Here is a 22,462-nt window from a genome sequence, read left to right as displayed (position 1 = left end):
TCAACGGGCGCGAGCGAGGGCACGGGTGCCCGGGGCGCAGCTCGCCCGTAGGTGTGCCAGTGCGTCCGGCGCCAGGTGCCGGGAAGCGCCCTGCCGGGTGGGGTCCAGGAGGGAGCCGGCCGCCGTCAGCCAGCTCGCGTGGGAGGTCGCGCCCGCGAAGGCGGCCAGCCGGCTCAGCTCGCGGTCGGGCGCGGCGAGCAGGTCCTCGTACGCCATGGTCGTCCGCAGCCCGGGCGGGACGGCGTCGAGATGGGCGACGCCCTCGGTGATCAGCTCGGACCACAGCGCGCCGAAGCGCGTCACCGGGAGGTCACGGGCGACGGCCGCGGCCGGGTCGAACGGGACGGTGAGATCGGCGGGCGGGTCGCGCAGCAGGGAGATCACGCGGTACCCGACGTGGCGGCTCATCGACAGCGCGCAGTCGGGACCGTTCCGGTAGAGGTGGACGAAGCGGGCCGTCGGGAAGGCGGCGCGCAGCCGCGGGATCCAGTGCAGCGAGTAGCCCGACCGTTCCACGACCGCGTCGCCGCGGCCGAACCGCGCGGACAGCAGGTCGAAGAAGGCGCGGTAGTGTGCGGGCGCCGGGCGGCGCGGCCAGCGGGTGATCTCCCGGGCCAGGTCGTCCAGTACGCTGTCGGGCTCGTTGGTCAGGTGCGGCAGGGCCATCAGGCACAGGGCCGGCGCGGCCGGGCGCGGGCGGAGGAACTCCGGGAGCGGTACTCCGGCGCGGATCAGGGCGTCGAAGACCGGGTTGACGTCGGAGAGGATCCGCCAGAAGGCGTCGCCGGTGACCGGCTCGGCGGGCAGGGCCCGGTCCGGCTCCTGGAGCGAGGCGAACAGCTCGTTCAGACTGAGGATGCCGGGGTGAAGGTTGAGGATGCGGGACAGCAGCGTCGATCCGCTGCGCCCGGTGCCGACGATGAAGGTCAGGTGCCGCACGGCGGCAGCGTAGCGGGCTCACAGCCCATGGGTGGCCGAGCTGAGGGCAGCGTTGCCTATGAGAAACGGATGTGATGCGGACGGGTAACAGCGTCCCCGCACTCTCGGGTGCATGAGTTCGAAAAAGCGTGTGGTGATCGTGGGCGGCGGCATGGCCGGCGCCCGGCTCGCGCAGCAGCTCGGCACGGCTGGGGACACCGTGATCACCGTGCTGGCGGAGGAGCCGCACGCACCCTACAACCGGGTGCTGCTGGCCGATGTGCTGGCGGGCCGGTATCCAGCCGAGGTCATCGCGCTGCCGCGCCCGACCGACGCCGTCACCTGGCGCGGCGGGGTGCGGGTGGCGCGGGTCGACCGCGTCGCGCGGCAGGTCGAGTGCGAGGACGGCTCCGCCACGCCGTACGACGTGCTGGTGCTCGCCACTGGATCGAGCCCGGTACTGCCCCCGCTGCGCGGCCTGGTCGCGGGCCTGCCCGACGGCGTGCACGCCTTCCGTACCCTGGACGACTGCCTGGCGCTGCGCGAGGCGGTCGGCGAGGGATCGAGCGCCGTGGTGATCGGGGGCGGGCTGCTGGGCGTCTCGGCGGCCCGCGCGCTGGCCGCGCGCGGCGCCGGAGTCGTTGTCGCGCAGCAGGGCGAGCACCTGATGGATCGTCATCTCGACGTCGGCGCGGGCCGGTTGCTGCGGGCGCATCTGGGCGCGTCGGGCGTGGAGGTACACACCGAGTGCCGGGTGCGCGGTCTGCGGACCGAGGCCGGCCGGGTGCGGGGCGTCGAACTCGCGGACGGCTACGAGCTGGCCGCCGACCTCGTCGTGCTGGCCTGCGGCGTCCGGCCGCGCACCGGCCTGGCCCGGGAGGCCGGGCTGGCGCTCGGCGCCCGGGGCGGAATCGCCGTCGACGACCGGCTGCGGACCTCCGACCCCGACGTGTACGCGATCGGGGACTGTGCCGAGCACGACGGCGTGCTGTACGGGCTCGCCGGCGCCGCGCAGGAACAGGCCGACGTGCTGGCCGGGGTGCTGAACGGCGGTGAGAACGCGGCCGGTTACGCCGGGACGCGCTCGCTCGTCAGGCTGACGCTGCCCGACGGGCCGCTGGACCTGGCCGCGTTCGGCGAGACGACGCCGTCGCCCGGCGACGATGTCGTGCACCTCGCGGACGCCACGCGCGGTGCCTACCGCAAGATCGTCGTCCGCGGCGACCGGTTGCTGGGCGGCATCCTCGTCGGCGACCTGGGCAGCGTCGGGACGCTCGCCCGCACCTGGGAAGGCGATGAGCCGCTTCCCGCCACTCCCCTGCTCCACCTGCTCACCCACGACGGAGGGTACTGACCCATGTCCACCGCCACCGAGAACGCCCCCGAGACGATCGTCCTGATCGGGCACGGGATGGTCGGCCAGCGCTTCCTGGAGGAGCTCGCGGACCGGGGCGTCACCCAGCGGGCCCGCGTCGTCGTGCTGTGCGAGGAGCCGCGCGCCGCCTATGACCGAGTGCACCTCACGTCCTACTTCTCCGGCAGCTCGCCGGACGAACTGTCCATGGTCCCCGAGGGGTTCATGGAGCAGCACGGCATCGAGCTGCACACGGACGACCCGGCCACCGCCGTCGATCGCGAGGCGCGGACGGTGACCGCCCGCAGCGGCCGGACGTTCCGCTACGACGCGCTCGTCCTGGCCACCGGCTCCTACCCGTTCGTGCCGCCGGTGCCCGGCAAGGACAGCGCCGGCTGCTTCGTCTACCGGACGATCGAGGACGTGCTCGCGATCGAGGAGTACGCGAAGAACTGCCGCGCCGGGCTGGTCGTCGGCGGCGGGCTGCTCGGCCTGGAGGCGGCCGGCGCGCTCAAGGGCCTCGGCCTGGAGACGCACATCGTGGAGTTCAACCCGCGCCTGATGTCGATCCAGGTGGACGAGGGCGGCGGCGCCGCGCTGCGCCGCACGGTCGAGGACATGGGGCTGATCGTCCACACCGGCGTCGGCGGGCAGGAGATCAACGCCGACGGGGACGGCGCGGTGACCGGCATGGTCCTGTCGGACGGCTCGACCGTCGCCACCGACCTGGTGGTCTTCTCGGCCGGCGTGCGCCCCCGGGACGAGCTCGCCAGGGCGGCGGGCCTGGAGGTCGGGGAGCGCGGCGGCGTCGTGGTGGACGAGCTCTGCCGGACGGCGTCCGACCCGGCGGTGTTCGCGATCGGCGAGTGCGCGCGGGCCGTGGACGGCGTGGTGTACGGACTGGTCGCGCCGGGCTACGAGATGGCCGTGGCCGCCGCCGGGGCCATCGCGGACGGCGCGGCGCGGACGGCCGAGGCCAGGACGTTCGCCGGCGCGGACACCTCCACCAAGCTGAAGCTGCTCGGCGTGGACGTGGCGTCGTTCGGCGACCCGCACGGCCGGGCCGAGGGCTGCCTGGACGTCGTCTACTCGGACTCGCGCTCCGGCGTCTACAAGAAGCTGGTGATCGGCCGGGACGGCACGCTGCTCGGCGGCGTGCTGGTCGGCGACGCCGACTCCTACGGGCTGCTGCGCCCGCTGACCGGCAGCGTGCCGCCGGCCGCGCCCGAGCAGCTGGTGCTGCCGGCCGGGCTGGCGCCGGCCACCGCGATCGGCCCGTCCGCGTTGCCCGACGAGGCGATCATCTGCAGCTGCCACAACGTCAGCAAGGGCGTCATCCGGGGAGCGGTCAACGACCACGCCTGCACCACCGTCCCCGAGGTCAAGAAGTGCACCAAGGCCGGCACGGGCTGCGGCAGTTGCGTGAAGACGCTGGGCCTGCTGGTCAACGACGAGCTGGCCGCCAACGGCGTGACCGTCGACACCGGGCTGTGCGGCTGCTTCTCGCAGACCCGCCAGGAGCTGTACGAGATCGTGCTGGCGCTGCGCCTCAACTCCTACCAGGAGGTGCTGGACAACCACGGCCGCCCGGAGGCGCGCGGCGGCGACGGCTGCGAGATCTGCAAGCCGGCGGTGGGGTCGATCTTCGCCTCCCTCGCGCCCACCATCGGCGCGGACGGCTACGTGCTGGACGGCGAGCAGGCGGCGTTGCAGGACACCAACGACCACTTCCTCGCCAACATGCAGAAGAACGGCTCCTACTCGGTCGTCCCGCGCGTGCCGGGCGGTGAGATCACCCCGGAGAAGCTGATCGTGATCGGTGAGGTGGCCCGGGACTTCGGGCTCTACACCAAGATCACGGGCGGGCAGCGCATCGACATGTTCGGCGCGAGCGTCGACCAGCTCCCGATGATCTGGTCCCGGCTGGTGGAGGCGGGCTTCGAGTCGGGTCACGCCTACGGCAAGGCGCTGCGCACCGTGAAGTCGTGCGTGGGCTCGACCTGGTGCCGGTACGGGGTGCAGGACAGCGTGCGGATGGCGATCGACCTGGAGCTGCGCTACCGGGGGCTGCGGTCGCCGCACAAGCTGAAGTCGGCGGTGTCCGGCTGCGCGCGCGAGTGCGCGGAGGCGATGGGCAAGGACTTCGGCATCATCGCCACCGCCAACGGCTGGAACCTGTACGTCGGCGGGAACGGCGGCGCGACGCCGCGCCACGCGGACCTGCTCGCGCAGGACCTGTCCGACGCCGAACTGATCAGGCTCATCGACCGGTTCCTGATGTTCTACATCCGCACCGCCGACCGGCTGGAGCGGACCTCGACCTGGCTGGAGCGGATTCCGGGCGGGCTCGACCACGTGAAGGACGTGGTCGTGCACGACTCGCTCGGCATCTGCGACGAGTTGGAGGCACTGATGGCCGCGCACGTCGCCAACTACCGCGACGAATGGGCGGAGACGATCAACGACCCGGAGAAGCTGCGGCGCTTCGTGTCCTTCGTCAACGCGCCGGGGGCCCCCGACCCGACGATCAAGTTCGTGCCCGAACGCGACCAGGTGAAGCCCGACTTGACCATTCTGGCCGGGCCGGAGCTGCCCGTCCGCACGCTTGAGGGGAGCAGCCAGCGATGAAGGTGGAAGTTCAGGTGGCCGGGGACGAGTGGGTCCCGGTCTGCGGACTGGCCGAGCTGACGCCGGGGCGCGGCGTGGCGGCGCTGCTGCCGGACGGCAGGCAGGCCGCGGTGTTCCTCGACCGGCACGGCCGGACGTACGCGATCGGCAACCGTGACCCGTTCACCGGCGCCCACGTCCTCTCCCGGGGCCTGCTGGGCTCGACGGGCAACGGCGGCAGCCCGTTCGTGGCGTCCCCGCTGCTGAAGCAGCGCTTCGATCTGGCGACGGGCCGCTGCCTGGACGACCCCGACCCGGAGAAGACGGTCCCGGTGTACGCCACCCGGAGCCGCTGAAGCCCCACCGGGAGCCGCCGGCCCTCCCCCACTCGCCCGGGGGAGGGCCGTCACGGTGGCATGAGCCCATCCGGGGAGCCGGCCCGGCCCTCCCCCACCGCACGGGGGAGGGCCGCGGCGGCATGCCTCCGCGGCCGTCCCGACGCCCCGCCCGACGCCCCGCCCGACGCCCCGCCCGACGCCCCGCCCGACGCCCCGCCCGACGCCCCGCCCGACGCCCCGCCCGACGCCCCGCCCGACGCCCTGGGGAGTGATCCGGGGGCGATCTGGTTCGCCCCGGCGGTTGAAACGCGCGAGAGTGGACATACCGGAAATTTTCGGAGGATGTCCCATGACTCGTCCCATCACCGTCGGCATCGACGGCTCCGCCGAGAGCGTGACCGCCGCCGAGTGGGCCGCGCGGGAGGCCGAGCGGCGCGGCGCGCCACTGCACTTGGTCCACGCCTGGATCACCGAGCCCGTCTACGTGCCGCCGACCCCGGACGAGGGCGCGGCGCGCGGCCTGCTGATCCGGACCCGGAACCAGCTCGCCGTCCGCCACCCCGGCCTGACGATCACCACCGAGCTGGTCCCCGAGGTCGCCTCCACCGGCCTGATCGAGAAGGCCGCCGACGCCGAGATGCTGGTCATCGGCTCCCGTGGGCACAGCGCCATCGTCGGCTTCCTGCTCGGCTCGGTCGGCCTGTCCGTCCTCTCCCGCGTCAAGCGCCCCATGGTCTTCGTCCGCTCCGGCACCCAGGAGCGGGCCGACGAGGGCGACGAAGTGGTCGTGGGGTTGAAGGACACGGGCCCGCCCGCCGACGTGCTGCTCGGCTTCGCCTTCGCCACGGCGGCGGCACGCGGCGCGGCCGTGCGCGCCGTCCGGGCCTGGGGCACGCCGTCGATGTTCGGCCCCGAGATGCCGGACGGCCTGGAGGCGGTCGGCGGCAAGGACATGGAGGAGCTGGAGGGCCGCGAGCTGGCCCAGATCCTGGACCCGTGGCGGCGGCGTTACCCCGGCGTGCCCGTGGTCGAGCACCTGCGGCTCGGCAACGCCTCGGAGGTGCTGCTGACGGCCGCCGCGTTCCGGGCCGGACTGCTCGTCGTCGGCCGCCGTGTCCACCGGCCGGTGCTCGGCATGCGCGTCGGCCCGGTCGTCCACGCCGCCCTCCACCACGCCCGCTGCCCGGTCGCGGCCGTGCCGTACGAGAACTGAGAACGTACGAGAACCGAGAACCGAGAACCGAGAACGGCTGACGGCCGCGCCGCTCGCCCACCCCCTCGTACGGCCACCTCCACTCATCCGCCACCCCCCTCGTACGCCCACCTCACTCGTACGGCAGCGGCAGCAGCCGCTCCTCCCCCGGCGCGATGTCCACGGCCCGCCCGTCCAGCATCACCCGCACCGGCATCGGCGTCTCCTCCCACGCCGGCACCCCGATCCACAGCTGCCCCGGCTTCATCCGCACCCGCACCCCGATCCCCCGGTGCCGCACCGAGAAGCCGAACTCCGCCAATTCGGGCACCGGCGCCGGGTCCAGCCACAGCGCGCCCTCCCGCGTCTCCAGCCCGGCCAGCCCGCGTTGCACCAGGTCGAGCGTGCCCGCCATGGCGCCCAGGTGGATGCCCTCGGCCGTCGTGCCGCCCTGGAGGTCCGCGACGTCGCTGGCCAGCGCCTCCCTCAGATGCGTCCACGCCTCGCCGCGCCGCGCCCGGGCCAGCACCCAGGCGTGCACGACGCCGCTGAGCGTCGACCCGTGGCTGGTCCTGGCCAGGTAGTAGTCGACCGTGCGGCGCCACACCTCGTCGTCCAGGCCGTAGCCGAGCCGCGCGAAGACGTCCCGCAGCTCGCCCGGCGCGAACAGGTAGCCCAGCATCAGCACGTCCGCCTGCTTGGACGCCTGGTAGCGGTTGGCCGTGTCGCCCTCCGACTCCAGGATGCGGTCCAGCCGCCGGATGTCCCCGTACCGCTGCCGGTAGCCCTCCCAGTCCAGCTCCAGCAGCTTCCCGTAGCCCTCGAACTGGCTGATCAGGCCCTGGTGGAACGGCACCCGCAGCCGCCGCGACACCTCGTCCCAGCGCTCCAGCTCCTCCGGCCGCAGCCGGATGCGTTCGAACAGCTCCCGGCGGCGCGAGGTGGGCAGCGTGCGCGCCAGCTCCAGCGCGCGGGCGAGCACCCAGGAGGCCGTGACGTTGGTGTAGGCGTTGTCGTCCAGTCCCGGCTTCGGCGCCTCCGGATACCCCTCGTGGTATTCGTCGGGGCCGACCACCCCCCGGATGCGGTACCGCTCGTACTCGTCGTCCCACCGCGCCGTGTCCGCCCAGAAGCGGGCGATCTGGAGCAGCATCTCCGCGCCCTTGGTGTGCGTGAACTCCGTGTCCCCGGTGCTCTGTCCGTACCGCCACACGTTGTAGGCGACCGCCGAGCAGACGTGGTGCTGAAGCCGCGAGTTGTCCGGCGTCCAGCGCCCCGAGCGCGGGTTGAGGTGCGTCGGGGGGGTCTCCTCCCGGCCGTCGCTGCCGCTCTGCCACGGGTACATCGCGCCCTCGTGCCCGGCGGCGCGGGCGGCGCGGCAGGCGGCGGGCAGCCGCCGGTAGCGGTACATCAGCAGCGACTTGGACAACTCGGGGAAGTGCAGGTTCAGATACGGCAGCACGAACTGCTCGTCCCAGAAGACGTGCCCCCGGTATGCCTCCCCGTGCAGCCCGCGCGCCGGGACGCCGACGTCGAGTTCGGGCGTGTGGCGGGGCGAGAGCGTCTGGAGCAGATGGAACAGGTGCAGCCGCAAAATGTGCCCGGACTCCCCCGGCACCTCCAACTCGGCCTGCCGCCACAGCCGTTCCCAGGCGGCGGTGTGCGTCTCCAGCAGCCCGCCGAAGCCGGGCGCGCGCCGCACCCGCGCCAGGGCGGCGGAGAACGGGCCGCTGATCGCGGCGTCGCGGGAAGTGTGCAGGGCGACGGTCTTCTCCACGGTCACCGGCCGTCCCGGCGCGACGGGCAGCGTCAGCCGCTGCCCGGCCCTGAAGTCCGCGAGCGCCGTCCGCCGTTCCGCCGCGCCCTCCCACTCACCGCACGTGGTCCTGGCGGCCATGACGACCCGCACGTCCGAGTCGCTGGTCCGGCACCGCAGCCACACCGTGTCGGGCTCCTCGGCACCCGTGGTCATCCGGGTGAGGTGGTGGCTCGCGAGATCGCGGTAGCGCGCCACGCCGGTGTTGCCCACCATGCCGTCGATCGCCGAGTCCACCTCGACCGTGCCGGACCAGTCCTCGGCGGAGAACGTCGTGCGCAGCGCCGCCAGATGCGGGTCCTCCATGTGCACCAGACGGGTCTGCTCGACGCCGAAGTGGCGGCCGTGCGGGTCGCGGTAGCGCAGCAGCCGGGTGAGCGTACCGCCCCGCAGGTCGAGCACCTGCCGGTACCGCAGCAGTCCGTCGGGGTCCTGGTCCGCGCCGAACCACTGGCCGTCCGCGCCCTCGTCGGGGTGCGGCCGGAAGCGGAAGGTCAGCCAGTTGGGCAGGTTGACGATGTCCTCGTGGGAGAGCTGCCGCCCCGCCAGGGTGGTGGTCAGGCGGTTGTAGAGGCCGGCCGCGTAGGTGCCCGGATAGTGTGCCGGGCCCGCCACGGCCTCGGGGGCGGCGCCGCGTGTCGCGAAGTACCCGTTGCCCAGCGTGCACAGCGCCTCGCGCAGGCGTTCGGCGCGCGGGTCGTACCCCTCGTACTCCCAGATCCAGTCGGAGCTGGTCACCGGCCCGGTCACCTCCCCAGCAGTTCGGCGAGGTCGTTGACCACCAGGTCCGCGCCACGGCCGAGCAGGTCCCCCGCGCTCGTCGGGCCCGCCGTCCGGTCCACGCCCACGACCAGGCCGAACCCGCCGTGCCTGCCCGCCTCCACCCCGGCCAGCGCGTCCTCCACCACCGCCGCCGACCCGGCCGGCACGCACAGCCGGCGCGCCGCCTCCAGGAAGAGCGCCGGATCGGGCTTGCCCGGCAGCCCGAGACGGGCCGCGTCGTTGCCGTCGACGACGGTCTGCACCAGCGAGCGGACCCCGGCGTGGGCCAGCAGGTCACGGGCGTGGCGGGAGGCGGAGACAGCGGCGCAGCGGACGCCGGCGCCGTGCAGGGCGGTCAGCATCCGGACCGTCCCGGGGTACACGTCGACACCGCTCTCCTCCAGGATCCGGACGAACGCGGCCTCCTTCCGGGCCGCCACGGCGGAGACCGTCGCGGGGTCCGCCGGCAGCGTCCGGGCGGCGAGGAACGCGGCGGCGCCGTCCAGGCGCGCCTTGCCGTCCACGTGCCGGCGGTAGTCCTCGTGCTCGTCGAAGGGCGGGTCCACGCCGGGCACCGTGTCGAAGGCTTCCTTCCAGGCGGCGGCGTGCACCCGGGCCGAATCGGTGATCACGCCGTCGGTGTCGAACACCACCGCGCGACACGTCCACAGCTCCGGCACCTCGACCATCACCGCCTCCCGGGGTCCGTGGCACTCCCTCCATGGGAACGCGACCGGCCCGCGCCCGCAAACGGCGACGGCGCTACCGCAGGTAGACGCGCAGCCCGGTGGCCCGCGACGGGCGCAGCCGCACCCACAGATCCCGGTCGCCGGGCGCCCAGGGCTCGGTCGGCGTCGCCTCGGCCAGCCGCGCGATCTCCGCCGGGTCGGTCACCTCCCGGGCCGGGCCGACGAGCAGCACGCTCCAGCCGACCCCCTGGGCCTCGTCGAGGGCGTCCACCTCGAACGGCGTCTCCGCCGCGTCGGGGGCGAACGACGGCCCGGCCCCCGGCATGGTCCGGAACGCGACCGCGCCGTCGACCAGCCCGTAGTTCACCGGGATGATCGCCGGACCCTCGGGCGTCGTCACCGCGACCCGGCCCACGGCGTGCAGGGCGACCAGGTCGTAGCACTCGTCGGGGGCGAGCTTCACCATCTCGCCGTGCGGCGGTGGATTGCCGGAGACGACCGGCGCCTCGGCCCCGGTCAGCTCGGCGACGCTCGTCTCCAGCGCCCTGGCCACCCGGGTGAGGGACGCGACGCTGGGCGAGGAGGGCCGCTCCTCCAGATACCGCAGGTACTGCGGCGCCACCCCGGCCCGGCCCGCCACGTCCTCCCGGCTCAGCCCGAGCTGCTCACGCCGCGACGCGACGCGCCGCCCGACGTCGCTGCGGTGGTTGTGCACGTGCCCGTCCATCCCCTCAGCATCACGCGCGTCACCCGAAGAAGCCACCCGAGGCGGAGGACGAGGGCCCGGCCGGCCGCGGCGCGTGATGCCGCGCGGGCGCGGGCAACGTGGCCGGCGCACCCGCGCACTCCGGCACGCAGCCCCAGAGCCGGTACGTATACCCGTACCGGGCATGCCGCACGGTCCCCAGATCCCGCGCCCGGAAACCGAGATATCTTCCGCAGAGCGCGCAATTGACCCCGATGAGCTGCCGCTGATCCAACCGCTCGGGATCCGGCAGCCTCCCGGTCACCACGCGCCTCGCGGACGGAACGAAACGTTGATCGTGCTCATGACAGACTCCTGTCTTCGCGCCATGACCCGATACTCCATTGATCCCCGGGCAAAGGCGCTCTAAAGGTGCCCGGCCCGCATTCCGGGGTGTCGAATGTCTCCGCGCCGAAACACGGAACCACACGGCTACCAGCGGCCCACGCCGCGTGACACCGACAGGCCCCGCCGACACCTCATGTGCCTCGTCCGTCTCCTTCGCCTCTGCCGTCACCAACGCTCCGCCCCCGGCGGGGGAAACGCGTCCGGGGAAGTTCTGGGCATAGGGTTTACACACAACGCGGGGGCGGGCCATGGGGAGTTGGGGAGCTGGTTGTGGCGCGTGTGGTCGTGGTGCACGGCATAGGGCAGGAGTTCTCGGGGCCTGAGCTGATGGCGCAGCGGGTGTTACCGGCGCTGCGGGACGGCATACGGCTGGCCACGGGCGACGGCGGTCGACTGCCAGGACCGGACGACGTGGCCTGCGTGTTCTACGGGGACGTCTACAACGAGCCCGGCACGCGCTCTCTCGGCGTGCCGCCCTGGGACGAGACCGACGTCGAGGTCGGGCTCGAAGCGGAGCTGCTGTTCACCTGGTGGGAGCAGGCCGCGCGGGCCGAGCCGACGGTGAGCGGCCCGGACCAGGCCGGCACACGGAACGTGGCCGCCTGGGGCGCCTCCCGCACGCTGCTGTCGCGACGGGTCCGTGAGGCCCTGGACGCCCTCAGCGCGTCCCGCTTCTTCGGCGCGGTGCCGGATCGTGTCGTGATTCTCGCGCTCAAGCAGGTCAGACGGTACCTGCTGGAGCCGGGAATCTGTCAGGCCGTGCAGCGACGCATAGCCAGTGCCATCACCGCCGACACCCGTGCGGTGGTGGCCCACTCGCTGGGCTCGGTCGCGGCCTACGAGACGCTGTGCGCGCGAGAGGACCCGCCCGCCACGGATTTCGTCACGCTGGGATCGCCACTGGGCCTGCGCCGGGTGGTGTTCGACCGCCTTCAGCCGCCCCCCACCGACGGCACGGGCGTGTGGCCGCGGGGAGTGGAACGGTGGACGAACGTCGCCGACCCCACCGACATCGTCTCCCTCCCGGGCGCACTGGCACCGCGCTTCGGCCCCGAGGTGGACGACCGCCGCATCACCAACGGCACGCGCATGCACGACCTGATCCGCTATCTGACGGCTCCCACCACGGGCCGGGCCATCGCCCGGGCACTCGGGGAGGAGGCAGGCTCATGACGGGTCGGCGATTCCTGATCAGCATCGGCGTGGGCACCCACCATGACGAGGGCATGGTCGACCTGCCGGGAGCCCGGACGGACGCCCAACGTGTCCGCGCGCTGCTGGAACCGATGGGCTACGAGACCGTCCTGACACACCTGATGACGGACCCGACCTCGACCGACATCCGCGAGGCCATCGATGACTGGACCGACCAGGCGGACCTGGGCGGGGCGGACGTGGTCGTGGTCTATTTCGCCGGGCACGGCCACAAGGCCCCGGACCAGCACTACTTGCTCTGCGCCGACACCAAGCCGGACCGCTACACGAGCCGCGCCGTGGCCGCGATCGACCTCGCCCGGCCGCTGATGTACAGCCCGGTCGGCCATCTGCTGGTCATGCTCGACACCTGCTACGCCGGAGCGGGAGCGGGCGACATCGCCGTCCTGGCGGCGGAGCTGGCGTCGTACCAACGGAACCAGGCCGGACGCTGGATGCTCGCCGCGGCCCGCGGCAAGGAACAGGCACGCGAGCACGCGTTCGTCGACGCCCTCAGCGACGCGTTCCGGCACCCGCGGGCCGGCGCGTACCCGGAGTTCCTGGGAGTCCGTGAGGTCACCGAGCGGGTCAACGTCTACCTGCGGGCCAAGCACCCCGGCCAGCACGCACGTCTCTCCACCATCGACAGCGACGGGCGGGCCCCGTTCTTCCCCAATCCCACGCACATCCGTGACCTCCCGGCCGACGACCTCGACTTGGCCACCCTCACGCGCCTGCGCCGCCAGACGCGTGGCCACTTCGACCCGCGTGCCCGGGGACTGGACCATCTCGGGCAGCGGGGCGACTACTTCACGGGCCGCACCACCGCGCTGACCAAGCTGGCGACGTGGCTGAAGGCCGAACGACATGACCGCAAGGCCCGTGTGATCACCGGCGACCCGGGCTCGGGCAAGTCCGCCTTCGTCGGACGCCTGTTGATGCTCGCCGATCCCGATCACCCGGCCCGCGACTCCACCCCGGCCTCCGCCCTCCCCCCACCGGGCCTGCCCGTTGTGCCCTTGCACGCCCGCCGCACCAATCTGGAGCGCCTGACCGCCGACCTCGCCACCGCCCTGAACCTGCCGGAAGGCGACGTGGACTCGGTACTGGCGGCGCTGAGCGAACGCACCGAACCGCTGCTGCTGATCGTGGACGCCTTGGATGAGGCGGGCACAGCCGGCGACTCCCGTGAGGGCGCACGCATCGCCCGAGAGCTGCTCCAGCCGCTGACCAGCCTGCCCGCGCTCCGGTTGGTCGTCGGCACCCGTCGCCCCCTCATTCCCGCGCTCGGCCACGCCGTCACGGTCCTGGACATGGACGACGCCCAGCACGTGACGCACGAGGACGTCACCGCCTTCGCGCGCGCCGTACTGCTCGACGCGGCCGACCCCGACAGCGTCTCCCCCTACCGGGACCGCCCGGAACAGGCGGAGACCGTCGCCCGCGGCATCGCCACCCGTGCCGGCACCTGCTACCTCGTCGCCCGTATGACCGCCCGTGCCCTCGTGCACGGTCAGACGCTCATCGACACGACGATTCCCGGCTGGGAGAAGGCGCTTCCCAGCGACGCCGCCCAGGCGTTCGCCGCCTACCTCGCGCGCTTCGGCCCCGATCAGCCGAAGGTGGAACGGCTGCTGCGCCCGCTGGCCTACGCGCAGGGAGCGGGACTTCCATGGTCCGCGGTGTGGGCACGCGTCGCCTCGGCCATCTCCGGCGTGCCCTGCCCCGAGGACGACATCCGCTGGCTGCACGAACACGCCGGCGCCTACGTGGTCGAGACCCCGACCCCCGACGGCTCCGTCTACCGCCTGTTCCACGAGACCATGGCCGAACACCTCCGGGTGCGGGACCGAGACACCGACACGCATCGGGCCATCACCGAAGCTCTCGTCTCCCTCGTGCCTGACAACCCCCGCGACTGGACGACCGCCCACCCGTACATCCGCGACCACCTCGCCACGCACGCGGCAGCGGGGTCCCTCGACCCCCTGCTGAACGACGCCGACTACCTCACCCACGCCAACCCAGCCCACCTCGCGCCCGCGCTGAACACCGCCACGAGCACGGAAGCCCGGCTGCGCAGCGCCATCTATCGCACGTCCGCGCACGCCTTTCCCCGGTCGACACCGCGGCAGCGCGCCGACATCCTCGCCATCGACGCCACCCGCTACGGCCACCGCGACCTCGCCGAGGACCTCACCCGCGATCGCCACTGGAGGCCCCGTTGGGCCACCGGCTCCCTCGTGCACCCCGCCCTGCGGAACACACTGACGGGACACACCAACTGGGTGAACGCCGTCGCCTGCGTCACGATCAACGGCGTGCCCCACGCCGTCACCACGAGCCACGACATCACCATCCGGGTGTGGAACCTGGAAGACGGCACCCAACACGCCGCCCTCACCGGCCACACGAACGCGGTGACCGCCGTCGCCTGCACCACGCTCAAGGGCCGCCCCCACGCCATCACCGGCAGCCATGACTACACCGCCCGGGTGTGGAACCTCGAAGACAGCACCCAACGCGCCACACTCACCGGCCACACGAACGCCGTGACGTCGGTCGCCTGTACCGTCATCGGCGACCAGCCGCACGCCGTGACCACCAGCAACGACAAAACGGTCCGCCTCTGGCACCTCGAAGACGGCACCCAGCGCGCCGTCCTGAACGGCCACACGGACTGGGTGAACGCCGTCGCCTGCACCACGATCAACGGCGTGCCCCACGCCGTCACCACGAGCCACGACCACACCGTCCGCGTCTGGAACCTCGGAGAAGGAGTCCGACGCGCTGTCCTCACCGGCCACACCGACGCCGTGACCGCCGTGGCTTGCGCCGCCATCGACGGCATTCCCCACGCCGTCACCACCGGACACGATCACACCGTCCGCGTCTGGGACCTGAAAGCCGGCACCCAACGCGCCGTCCTCACCGGCCACACCGACGCGGTGACCTCGGTCGCCTGCACCACGATCGACGGCGTGCCCCACGCCATCACCACCAGCAACGACCACACCGTCCGCGTCTGGGACCTCAAGGACGGGACTCAACGCGCCGTCCTCACCGGCCACACGAGTTGGGTGAACGCCGTCGCCTGCACCACCATCCGCGACCACCCCCACGCCATCACCACCAGTGACGACCACACCGCCCGGGTGTGGAACCTCGAAGACGGCACCCAACACGCCGTCCTCACCGGCCACACGAACTGGGTGAACGCCGTCGCCTGCACCACCATCCGCGACCACCCCCACGCCATCACCACCAGTGACGACCACACCGCCCGGGTCTGGGACCTGAAAGCCGGCACCCAACACGCCGTCCTCACCGGCCACACCGACGCCGTGACCTCGGTCGCCTGCACCACGATCGACGGCATTCCCCACGCCGTCACCACCAGCAACGACCACACCGTCCGCGTCTGGAACCTCAAGGACGGAACTCAACGCGCCGTCCTCACCGGCCACACGAACTGGGTGAACGCCGTCGCCTGCACCACGATCGACGGCGTGCCCCACGCCATCACCACCAGCGACGACCACACCGCCCGGGTCTGGAACCTCGAAGAGGAGGCTCTTCGCACGATTCTCTCCGGGCACGATGACGCGGTGACGTCCGTCGTCGGCACCACTCTGGATGGCCGTCCGCACGCCATCACCACCAGCAACGACCAGACCGTCCGGGTCTGGAACCTCGAAGACGGCACCGAACACACCACCCTCAGAGGCCACAACGACTGGGTGAACGCCGTCGCCCACACCACCGTCAACGGCCGTCCGCACGCCATCACCACCAGCAACGACCACACGGTCCGGGTCTGGAACCTCGAAGACGGCACCGAACACACCACCCTCAGAGGCCACAACGACTGGGTGAACGCCGTCGCCCACACCACCGTCAACGGCCGTCCGCACGCCATCACCACCAGCGACGACCACACCACACGGGTCTGGGACCTGGCGGTGCACCAGCTCGTGGACACCATCACCCTGCCGCTGCCCGGACATGCGGTCGCGACCTGCGGCCCGTACATCGTCATCGGCATGTACAACGAAGTGGTCGTCCTCGTATGCGTCGAGGAGGCACGCCCCGACCGCTGAGCCGGCCCCCGCGCCGGCCGAGGTCTACCGCGACGGCCGACAGGATCGCGACGCAGAAGACCGCGCCCAGCTCGCGCATCGCGTTGTCGACGCCGGAGGCGACGCCCACGTCCTCGGCCGGGACCGATGACGACCCGGTTCGCGACGGGCGGGAAGACCATCGGGACGCCGATGCCCGACACCAGCAGTGGCGTGACCAACGTGCCGTAGCCGACGCCCGGTCCGGTGACGGCGGCGAGCCGGGCGAGGCCGCCGCCGGTCGCGAGTCCCGGACCTTCGGGCGGTGGGCGAAGGCACATGCGGACGCCTTCGGCGTTGGAGGGAAGTGACAAGGGGCGTCTGCCCGTTCTTCCGCGCCCCTCCGCGCCCTTGTCGGAGACCTCAGGCCGGCGGCTGTCACCTTGGATGGATGTGACATATATGAGCACGTTCCGCCCGCGTAAAGTCGTTTTCATGACCGCTTATGTGATTGCTGAAGCGCAATTGACGGGGGACCCTGCGGAGTTGGGCGAATACAGCGCCAAGCTGGTTTCGACCATAGAGCCGCACGGCGGGAAATACGTGGTGCGGGGCGCGCCGGTCGAGGTGCTCGACGGCGAGAGCGCCGGGTTCATCGGCGTGCTGGAATTCCCCAGCGTCGACGCCGTTCGCGCCTGGTACGCCTCCGACGCCTACCAGGACATCCTTCCGATCCGGCTGCGCAACACCAAGGGCAAGGTCCTGATTCTCGACGGCGTGTGACGGGTGCGGCATTCCGTCAACCGGTCGTCGTGATCCGGAAAACGGGGTGGTCGGGGGCGATATGGCGCAGGTCCTCCGCCGGGGAATCCGGGCCGACGCCGTCGAAGAAGATCCCGACCTCCGCCTTCCAGCGCTGGAGATAGGCGCGCAGCAGCTCCGGCTTTTGATCGTCGGAGATCTCCTCGGCGGTGAAAGGCTCCACCTTTTTACCGAGGTGGAGCTCACCGCCGCCGGCCGCCCGCATGTTGTACGTCCACTGGACGTGCCCCCGGGGACCCGCTGCCCGGGCCGGTGCGCGCGGAGGCCGAGGAGCTGGCCGCCGAGCACGCGCCGGGCCTGCCGGGGCCGGTGATCGCGGTGCTGGTCACCTCATGGGCACAGCTCATCGGCCTGATCGGCTTCGAGGTCTTCGGCCAGTTCAACGGCGTGGTGGGGGCCGCCCGCGCGGAATTCTTCACCCACGCGGTGCGGCGGTTGGCCCGGGATGCGGGCCTGCCCTGAGCCGGGTTGGGCCTACTCTTGGGCGCATGGGCTGGACAGTACGCGACATCCCCGAGCTCAAGGGCCGCGCGGCGGTGGTCACCGGCGCCAACAGCGGCCTGGGCTACGTCACCGCGCTGGAGCTGGCCCGGCACGGCGCGCGAGTGGTGCTTGCCTGCCGCGATCAGCGGCGCGGGCAGGCCGCGTTGGACCGGCTGCTGGGCGAAGTCCCGGAGGCCGACGCCGAGTTGCGGCTGCTGGACCTGGCCGATCTGGCGTCGGTGCGGGCGTTCGCCGAGGACTGGGGTGGCCGGCGCCTGGACATCCTCGTCAACAACGCGGGCCTGATGGCCATCCCGCGCTCCCGGACGGCGGACGGCTTCGAAACACAGTTCGGCGTCAATCACTTGGGGCACTTCGCCCTGACCGGTCTGCTGCTGGAGGGCCTGCTCGCCGCCCCCGCCGCGCGCGTGGTGACGGTCTCCAGCCTCCTGCACTGGGTCGCCAACGTCGACCTGCGCGACCTCAACGCCGAGCGGAAGTACCGTCGTTGGGTGGCATACGGCCGCTCCAAGACGGCGAACCTGCTGTTCACGCACGAGCTGGCGCGGCGCCTGAGCGGCTCCGGCGTGGTGGCCGCCGCCGTCCATCCCGGTTACGCGGAGACCGAGTTGCAGACCAAGGGCCCGCGCTTGGCCGGCAGCTCCTTCCAGGAGCGCGGCACGGCCCTGCTCACCCGGCTGGTCGCCTCCTCCCCCGATGTCGGCGCCGCACCCACGCTGTTCGCGGCCACGGCCCCGGACGTCGCGCCCGACTCGTTCACCGGCCCCAGCATCCTGGGCCGCCGCACGCTGCGCGGCGGGCCGGGCGGTCCGCTGCGCGCGCCGTGGACCCGCGACGACGCCGTCTCCGCCCGGCTGTGGAGCGCCTCGGAGGAGCTGACCGGCGTCCGCTACGTCAGGCACGCCTGACGGCGCGCGCAGCGCGCTCCACACGTGACTTCCGGCGGCTTTCGGCCCGGAACGAAAAGTGTTCGCGTGGGCGGGCGCCCATCGGGAAAGGTGGGGACGCTCGGCGCCGCTCGGGGACGGGGGGACCAGCGGACCGCTACGGCGTGCGCTGGTGACCGTGTGCCACGCCGAGGGCTCTCGCGGAGCCGCCTCTTCCGCACTTCGCGTGGCCCCCGAGCGGTCGCCGACGGCCCGGCCGGTGACCGGTACCCGATCACCGGCACTTGATCACCGGCGCTTGATCACCGACGGAGCATCGCCGGGCACCACCGGCCCGCCGACCGGGAATCGCTCACTCCCCGACGAGAAGATTCTGCGCGAGATGTGGGATTCGGGTGCACGCAGGTCATGAGTGTTGACCTTCACCGTGACCGGCGTCACGCTGCTGTCTGCCTGACTCGTCAGTAACAACTCAACGGAGAGTGTCCATGCTCGGTTCGATGCGGCGCGGCATCGCCGTCACCATAGCCCCGGTGCTCATCGCCGCCGGAGCCGTCACGGCTCTGGTCATCGGCGGCCCCTCGGCCGGCGCGACGGAGGAGTTCTATCAACCGCCCTCACCCCTGCCGGCGGGTGAGGCCGGCGATGTGATCAGGTCCGAGCCCTCCACCTTCAGCGGCGCCCGGGCCACGCGCATCATGTACCTCTCGCAGGACATCAACGAGGAGCCGATGGCGGTCACCGGCACCGTCCTCGTCCCCGACAAGCCCTGGAACGGCCCGGGTCCGCGGCCCATCGTGGCGTACGCGACGCCCACGGTCGGCGCGGGCGACCAGTGCGCGCCGTCGAAGACGATGGCGGGTGAGGGCCAGGCGAGCCTGCTCTCCGTCGCCCACAGCCTGTTCATCAACCCGCTGCTGGACAAGGGCATCGCGGTCGCGCAGACCGACTACCAGGGCCTGGGCACCCCCGGTGACCACACCTACATGATGCGCGAACCGCAGGCGCACGCCGTGCTCGACGTCATCCGCGCCGCCCAGCGCCTCCCCGGCACCGGCCTGCCGAGCGACGGCCCGGTCGGCATCACCGGCTACTCGCAGGGCGGCGGCGCCTCGGCCGCCGCGGCCGAACTCGCCGCGAGCTACGCGCCGGAGCTGGACGTCAGGGGCGCCTACGTCGGCGCCCCGCCCGCCGACCTCGCGGCGGTGGGCGCGAGCGCGGACGGCGGTTACGCCGGTGCCGTCGTCGGCCTGGCGGTCTACGGCGCGCGGGCCGCGTACCCGGAGCTGGACATCGACGCGCTGCTCAACGACCGGGGCCGGCAGGCGCTGGACGATGCGGCCGAACTGTGCCTGGTGGACGGCGTGTTGCGGTACCCGTTCCTCAACACCAAGGACATGACCGCCGACGGCCGGCCCATCTCCGAGTACCTGGCCGAGGAGCCGTACAGCACGGTGGTCGAGGAGCAGCGGATCGGGAACATCGCGCCGACCGTGCCGACCCTCGTCGAGCACACCCCGACCGACGACCTGGTCCCCTACGCCCAGGGCAAGCAGATGGCCCGTGACTGGTGCGAGTTGGGCGCCGAGGTCCAGTTCCGCGACGTGCACACCCTTCCGCTCCTCCTCTCACACGTCTCGGCGGCCCTTCCGGCCTCGGGCAACTCCGCGACGTGGCTGGCCGACCGCTTCGCGGAGCGGCCCGCGACCAGCAACTGCGGACAGTTCTGAGCACACCCTTCGACCGCCCCGGCCCCGGGTTTCTCTCCCGGGGCCGGGGCGGTCGTATGTGTGCCATACTCGGCGCCGATCGACGGGGACCGAGTGACCGGGGGAAGCGCGATGGAGCCTTTGCCTGCCGTGGTGGGGATCGCGGTGTGCCCGGGCGGCGGCGCGTGAACCGGGTGCGTCTCACGACCCCGTACCTCGACACGAGCGCCGACCAGCTCTCGTTCTCCCTGACGACGCCCGCCCGGGACGCGCTCGCCGTCACCGCGGTCGGACTCGGCGGCGTCACCGTCGAACTCCGTTTGCTGGGCGCCTCCCACCAGGTGCTCGCCGGGCCGGTGACCGAGACGCTCGCCTGCCTCCCGGGGTCACCCGGCGGCGGCCCGCCCGCCGTCGTGACGGAGGAGATCGACGGCTGGGCCTACCGGTTCACCTCGGAGCTGCGCCACCACGAGTGGCGCGAGTTCGCCGTCCGGACCGCCCGGCTGCGCGCGGAGCTGGCCGCGCACCCGGCCTCGCTGTACGGCACCTTCCCGGGCTCGCCGGACGCGATCTCCGCGCTCGCCGTGCTGCGCACCGGGGACGTCATCTCCTGGCGCACCTGGCACACCTATCCGCAGGCCGGGCAGATCGTGGAGACCCGCACCATGCTGCGGGTGCCGGGCGAGGAAGCCGAGGCGCCGCTCCCCGGGAGAGAGCCCGAGACAGCGGGCGGCCGGACGAGCGGGCCACCGAGCGGGCCACCGGGCGAACAGAAAGGTGGGGGCGGCGCCTCCGCACAGGCGCCGACTCACTGGCCCTGAGCTGGTAGATGAGCGCCCACCGACGCTCAGAGGGCACTTTAAGGGCACACTAGCCGATGATCTTGTCGATGAGTTCGGCCGTGTCGTCCTCGTCGTCCTCCCAGAGGTGCACGTACAGGTCGAGGGTGATCGACGGCTTCGCGTGGCCCAAGCGCCGCTGTACCTTCTTCACGCTCGCCCCGTGCTTGATCAGCACCGAAGCGTAGAAGTGCCGGACACGGCTTCGCCCACCTCCGCGTTCGTCCGTGAGCACTGCGAGACCGGCCCCGGCCGGGCAATCACGGTGGACGCGTTGTGGGCGGCCTGGCGCTCCTGGACAGAGGACAGCGGCATCCGGCCGGGCACCAAGCCGATGTTCGGCCGCAACCTCCAATCGGTCGTCCCCCAGGTGCGCCGAACCCGCCCACGCGGCGCGGACGGCCGACAGGTGCCCACCTACTCGGGCATCACCTTCAAAGCCCAGCCCGGTGACGCTTACAGCGGCACGGGTCGCGACTCAACGCGACTCACACCCGATGGCGAGCCGCTGAGACGCGTTGAGACGCGACCCAGCCCACTGCGGCCCCAACGCCAGAGCGCACCGGCCTGCGCCGTCTGCGGGGAGCCGATGACGGTCACCGAACCGGGCCAGACCACACACCCCGGCTGCGACACAGCATCCTGAACCGAGAGGAACAACCCCATGGACATGCTCGCGAACGAGATCAACACCATGCTGGCCGCGCTGCGCACGGCCATCGACAACCACAGCAGCGAACACCCCACCGGGACCCTGCCGTCCCCCGGCCGCGCGCAGATCCGCACCGGCACGAACACGGCCTCGACCGTAGGAACGCTGATCACCTCGGCCCACACCACGCTGGAGAAGCTCCGCTGGGACGACACGCTGTACCCGGATGGCCGCAAGCGCATGATGGGCGACGTGCTGACCGATGCCGAGGAGAAGGCACAGCAGAAGGTCAACCAGATCGACGCCAACGCCACCGTGGCCCGCGCCTCGTTCATCGTGGCCGCACTGCCCACGCTCACCAAGGGGCGGGAACTCGTCGCACGCGAGAACGCCCGGATGATCCTCGACAAGGAGGACGACCCCGTTACCGCGCTCGGCCGTCTGGCCCTGCGACAGGACGACGTCGGCGCCCTGGCGGTCACCCAGTGGGGCGCGGACTACCTGCGCTCCCGGGGATGCGATGACCGGGACATCGAGTTGGCCCAGCAGGTGATCATCGGGCACGCGCTCAACGGCGCCGCCGACCAGAACGCCGACCAGGAACGCTCAGCGGCGGCGCGCGGAGCGAGGGCAGCCGAATCGCTGCTCGGCATCCGGGACGCGGCCATGCAGACAGCCAGCATGCTGCTCCAGTCCATGCGGGAGCACTACGGCGCACCCCGGGCCGACACAGCCACACCGCGCGACCCCCGCCGCCCTGCCGCGCCCACCGTTCTGGGAGAGGCCATCGGGCCGCTCACCTTCTGACCGCACGGCCGTCACGCGGCGTTGCCCAGAACGGGCACGCCGCGTGACGGCCGGGTGGGGGGCGCCCCCCGGACGGTCGGGGGTCCGGAACGCGGGGGAGGGCGCTCGGGGGTCTGTCAAGTTCAAAGGGCGCCCATCATCACGCCGTGTCACGGGTAGGGGGGCCCGTATCCCTGGCGGAAGGGAACGCGGAACGCGGGGGTGAGCCGCCTCCCGCCCTG

Annotated in this window: 17 protein-coding genes and 1 pseudogene; 12 read left to right on the top strand and 6 right to left on the bottom strand. The window is 72.3% G+C overall.

Features of this window, described 5'->3' with window-relative positions; genetic code table 11:
- A complete protein-coding gene (locus OIE51_RS20250; RefSeq protein WP_326599159.1) occupies positions 1-939 on the bottom strand; it encodes a sulfotransferase family protein in 939 nt (312 codons plus the stop codon).
- 112 nt (positions 940-1,051) lie between these two features.
- Here OIE51_RS20250 and OIE51_RS20245 point away from each other — a divergent pair, with 112 nt between their 5' ends.
- The 4 genes from OIE51_RS20245 (at position 1,052) to OIE51_RS20230 (ending at position 6,430) form a co-directional block, all read left to right on the top strand.
- Complete coding sequence (locus OIE51_RS20245; protein ID WP_326599158.1) at positions 1,052-2,272, top strand: NAD(P)/FAD-dependent oxidoreductase; 1,221 nt, start codon at positions 1,052-1,054, stop codon at positions 2,270-2,272.
- Positions 2,273-2,275: 3 nt separating this feature from the next.
- The gene (nirB, locus tag OIE51_RS20240; protein ID WP_326599157.1) at positions 2,276-4,900 is read left to right on the top strand and encodes a nitrite reductase large subunit NirB; all 2,625 of its coding nucleotides are present in this window, start codon (positions 2,276-2,278) and stop codon (positions 4,898-4,900) included.
- A complete protein-coding gene (locus tag OIE51_RS20235) occupies positions 4,897-5,235 on the top strand; it encodes a nitrite reductase (NAD(P)H) small subunit (RefSeq protein WP_326599156.1) in 339 nt (112 codons plus the stop codon). Before nirB ends, OIE51_RS20235 begins: the two co-directional genes overlap by 4 nt.
- Positions 5,236-5,566: 331 nt before the next feature.
- The gene (locus tag OIE51_RS20230; RefSeq protein WP_326599155.1) at positions 5,567-6,430 is read left to right on the top strand and encodes a universal stress protein; all 864 of its coding nucleotides are present in this window, start codon (positions 5,567-5,569) and stop codon (positions 6,428-6,430) included.
- A gap of 112 nt (positions 6,431-6,542) precedes the next feature.
- On the opposite strand, the gene OIE51_RS20225 is transcribed toward OIE51_RS20230, so the two are convergent.
- The 3 genes from OIE51_RS20225 to OIE51_RS20215 form a co-directional block, all read right to left on the bottom strand.
- Entirely contained in the window at positions 6,543-8,963 is a 2,421-nt protein-coding gene (locus tag OIE51_RS20225) for a glycoside hydrolase family 65 protein (protein WP_326599154.1), read from the bottom strand.
- 8 nt (positions 8,964-8,971) lie between these two features.
- Positions 8,972-9,676 carry an HAD family hydrolase gene (locus OIE51_RS20220; protein ID WP_326599153.1) on the bottom strand — a complete coding sequence of 235 codons (705 nt, stop codon included), beginning with the start codon at positions 9,674-9,676 and terminating at the stop codon, positions 8,972-8,974.
- 73 nt (positions 9,677-9,749) lie between these two features.
- On the bottom strand, positions 9,750-10,403 hold the full coding sequence (locus OIE51_RS20215) for a helix-turn-helix domain-containing protein (RefSeq protein ID WP_326599152.1): 654 nt from the start codon (positions 10,401-10,403) through the stop codon (positions 9,750-9,752).
- Between the two features lie 636 nt (positions 10,404-11,039).
- Here OIE51_RS20215 and OIE51_RS20210 point away from each other — a divergent pair.
- From OIE51_RS20210 to OIE51_RS20200, 3 genes are all read left to right on the top strand, one after another.
- Complete coding sequence (locus tag OIE51_RS20210; protein WP_326599151.1) at positions 11,040-11,942, top strand: antibiotic ABC transporter ATP-binding protein; 903 nt, start codon at positions 11,040-11,042, stop codon at positions 11,940-11,942.
- Positions 11,939-16,063, top strand: coding sequence for a caspase family protein (locus OIE51_RS20205; protein WP_326599150.1), 4,125 nt, complete (start codon positions 11,939-11,941; stop codon positions 16,061-16,063). Before OIE51_RS20210 ends, OIE51_RS20205 begins: the two co-directional genes overlap by 4 nt.
- 453 nt (positions 16,064-16,516) lie before the next feature.
- Positions 16,517-16,804, top strand: a complete 288-nt coding sequence (locus OIE51_RS20200) for a DUF1330 domain-containing protein (protein ID WP_326599149.1) — start codon at positions 16,517-16,519, stop codon at positions 16,802-16,804.
- 16 nt (positions 16,805-16,820) lie between these two features.
- Here the strand turns inward: OIE51_RS20200 and OIE51_RS20195 are convergent.
- Positions 16,821-17,078 (bottom strand): annotated as a pseudogene (locus tag OIE51_RS20195) (deazaflavin-dependent nitroreductase); the annotation flags it as partial.
- 17 nt (positions 17,079-17,095) lie between these two features.
- Here OIE51_RS20195 and OIE51_RS20190 point away from each other — a divergent pair.
- The 4 genes from OIE51_RS20190 to OIE51_RS20175 all read left to right on the top strand — a co-directional run bounded on the left by OIE51_RS20190 (position 17,096) and on the right by OIE51_RS20175 (position 20,764).
- The gene (locus tag OIE51_RS20190) at positions 17,096-17,305 is read left to right on the top strand and encodes a WHG domain-containing protein (protein WP_326599148.1); all 210 of its coding nucleotides are present in this window, start codon (positions 17,096-17,098) and stop codon (positions 17,303-17,305) included.
- Between the two features lie 26 nt (positions 17,306-17,331).
- Positions 17,332-18,255, top strand: coding sequence for an oxidoreductase (locus OIE51_RS20185; RefSeq protein ID WP_326599147.1), 924 nt, complete (start codon positions 17,332-17,334; stop codon positions 18,253-18,255).
- A gap of 467 nt (positions 18,256-18,722) precedes the next feature.
- The gene (locus tag OIE51_RS20180; RefSeq protein ID WP_326599146.1) at positions 18,723-19,964 is read left to right on the top strand and encodes a lipase family protein; all 1,242 of its coding nucleotides are present in this window, start codon (positions 18,723-18,725) and stop codon (positions 19,962-19,964) included.
- 173 nt (positions 19,965-20,137) lie between these two features.
- A complete protein-coding gene (locus tag OIE51_RS20175; protein ID WP_326599145.1) occupies positions 20,138-20,764 on the top strand; it encodes a DUF2617 family protein in 627 nt (208 codons plus the stop codon).
- Positions 20,765-20,813: 49 nt separating this feature from the next.
- On the opposite strand, the gene OIE51_RS20170 is transcribed toward OIE51_RS20175, so the two are convergent.
- Positions 20,814-20,960, bottom strand: a complete 147-nt coding sequence (locus OIE51_RS20170; protein ID WP_326599144.1) for an integrase — start codon at positions 20,958-20,960, stop codon at positions 20,814-20,816.
- Positions 20,961-21,446: 486 nt separating this feature from the next.
- Here OIE51_RS20170 and OIE51_RS20165 point away from each other — a divergent pair, with 486 nt between their 5' ends.
- Complete coding sequence (locus OIE51_RS20165; RefSeq protein ID WP_326599143.1) at positions 21,447-22,241, top strand: hypothetical protein; 795 nt, start codon at positions 21,447-21,449, stop codon at positions 22,239-22,241.
- The last annotated feature ends 221 nt before the right edge of the window (positions 22,242-22,462 follow it).

Origin of the sequence: Streptomyces sp. NBC_01803 (genome assembly GCF_035917415.1) — a bacterium.
Lineage (GTDB): Bacteria > Actinomycetota > Actinomycetes > Streptomycetales > Streptomycetaceae > Streptomyces.
This window is presented reverse-complemented; position numbering and strand designations above follow the sequence as displayed.

What these genes read in the sequence shown, in the direction of transcription:
- OIE51_RS20245 (WP_326599158.1), top strand. Translation starts at nt 1,052, where the DNA reads ATGAGTTCGAAAAAGCGTGTGGTGATCGTGGGCGGCGGCATGGCCGGC.
- nirB (WP_326599157.1), top strand. Translation starts at nt 2,276, where the DNA reads ATGTCCACCGCCACCGAGAACGCCCCCGAGACGATCGTCCTGATCGGG.
- OIE51_RS20235 (WP_326599156.1), top strand. Translation starts at nt 4,897, where the DNA reads ATGAAGGTGGAAGTTCAGGTGGCCGGGGACGAGTGGGTCCCGGTCTGC.
- OIE51_RS20230 (WP_326599155.1), top strand. Translation starts at nt 5,567, where the DNA reads ATGACTCGTCCCATCACCGTCGGCATCGACGGCTCCGCCGAGAGCGTG.
- OIE51_RS20220 (WP_326599153.1), bottom strand. Translation starts at nt 9,676, where the DNA reads ATGGTCGAGGTGCCGGAGCTGTGGACGTGTCGCGCGGTGGTGTTCGAC.
- OIE51_RS20215 (WP_326599152.1), bottom strand. Translation starts at nt 10,403, where the DNA reads ATGGACGGGCACGTGCACAACCACCGCAGCGACGTCGGGCGGCGCGTC.
- OIE51_RS20205 (WP_326599150.1), top strand. Translation starts at nt 11,939, where the DNA reads ATGACGGGTCGGCGATTCCTGATCAGCATCGGCGTGGGCACCCACCAT.
- OIE51_RS20200 (WP_326599149.1), top strand. Translation starts at nt 16,517, where the DNA reads ATGACCGCTTATGTGATTGCTGAAGCGCAATTGACGGGGGACCCTGCG.
- OIE51_RS20185 (WP_326599147.1), top strand. Translation starts at nt 17,332, where the DNA reads ATGGGCTGGACAGTACGCGACATCCCCGAGCTCAAGGGCCGCGCGGCG.
- OIE51_RS20180 (WP_326599146.1), top strand. Translation starts at nt 18,723, where the DNA reads ATGCTCGGTTCGATGCGGCGCGGCATCGCCGTCACCATAGCCCCGGTG.
- OIE51_RS20165 (WP_326599143.1), top strand. Translation starts at nt 21,447, where the DNA reads ATGGACATGCTCGCGAACGAGATCAACACCATGCTGGCCGCGCTGCGC.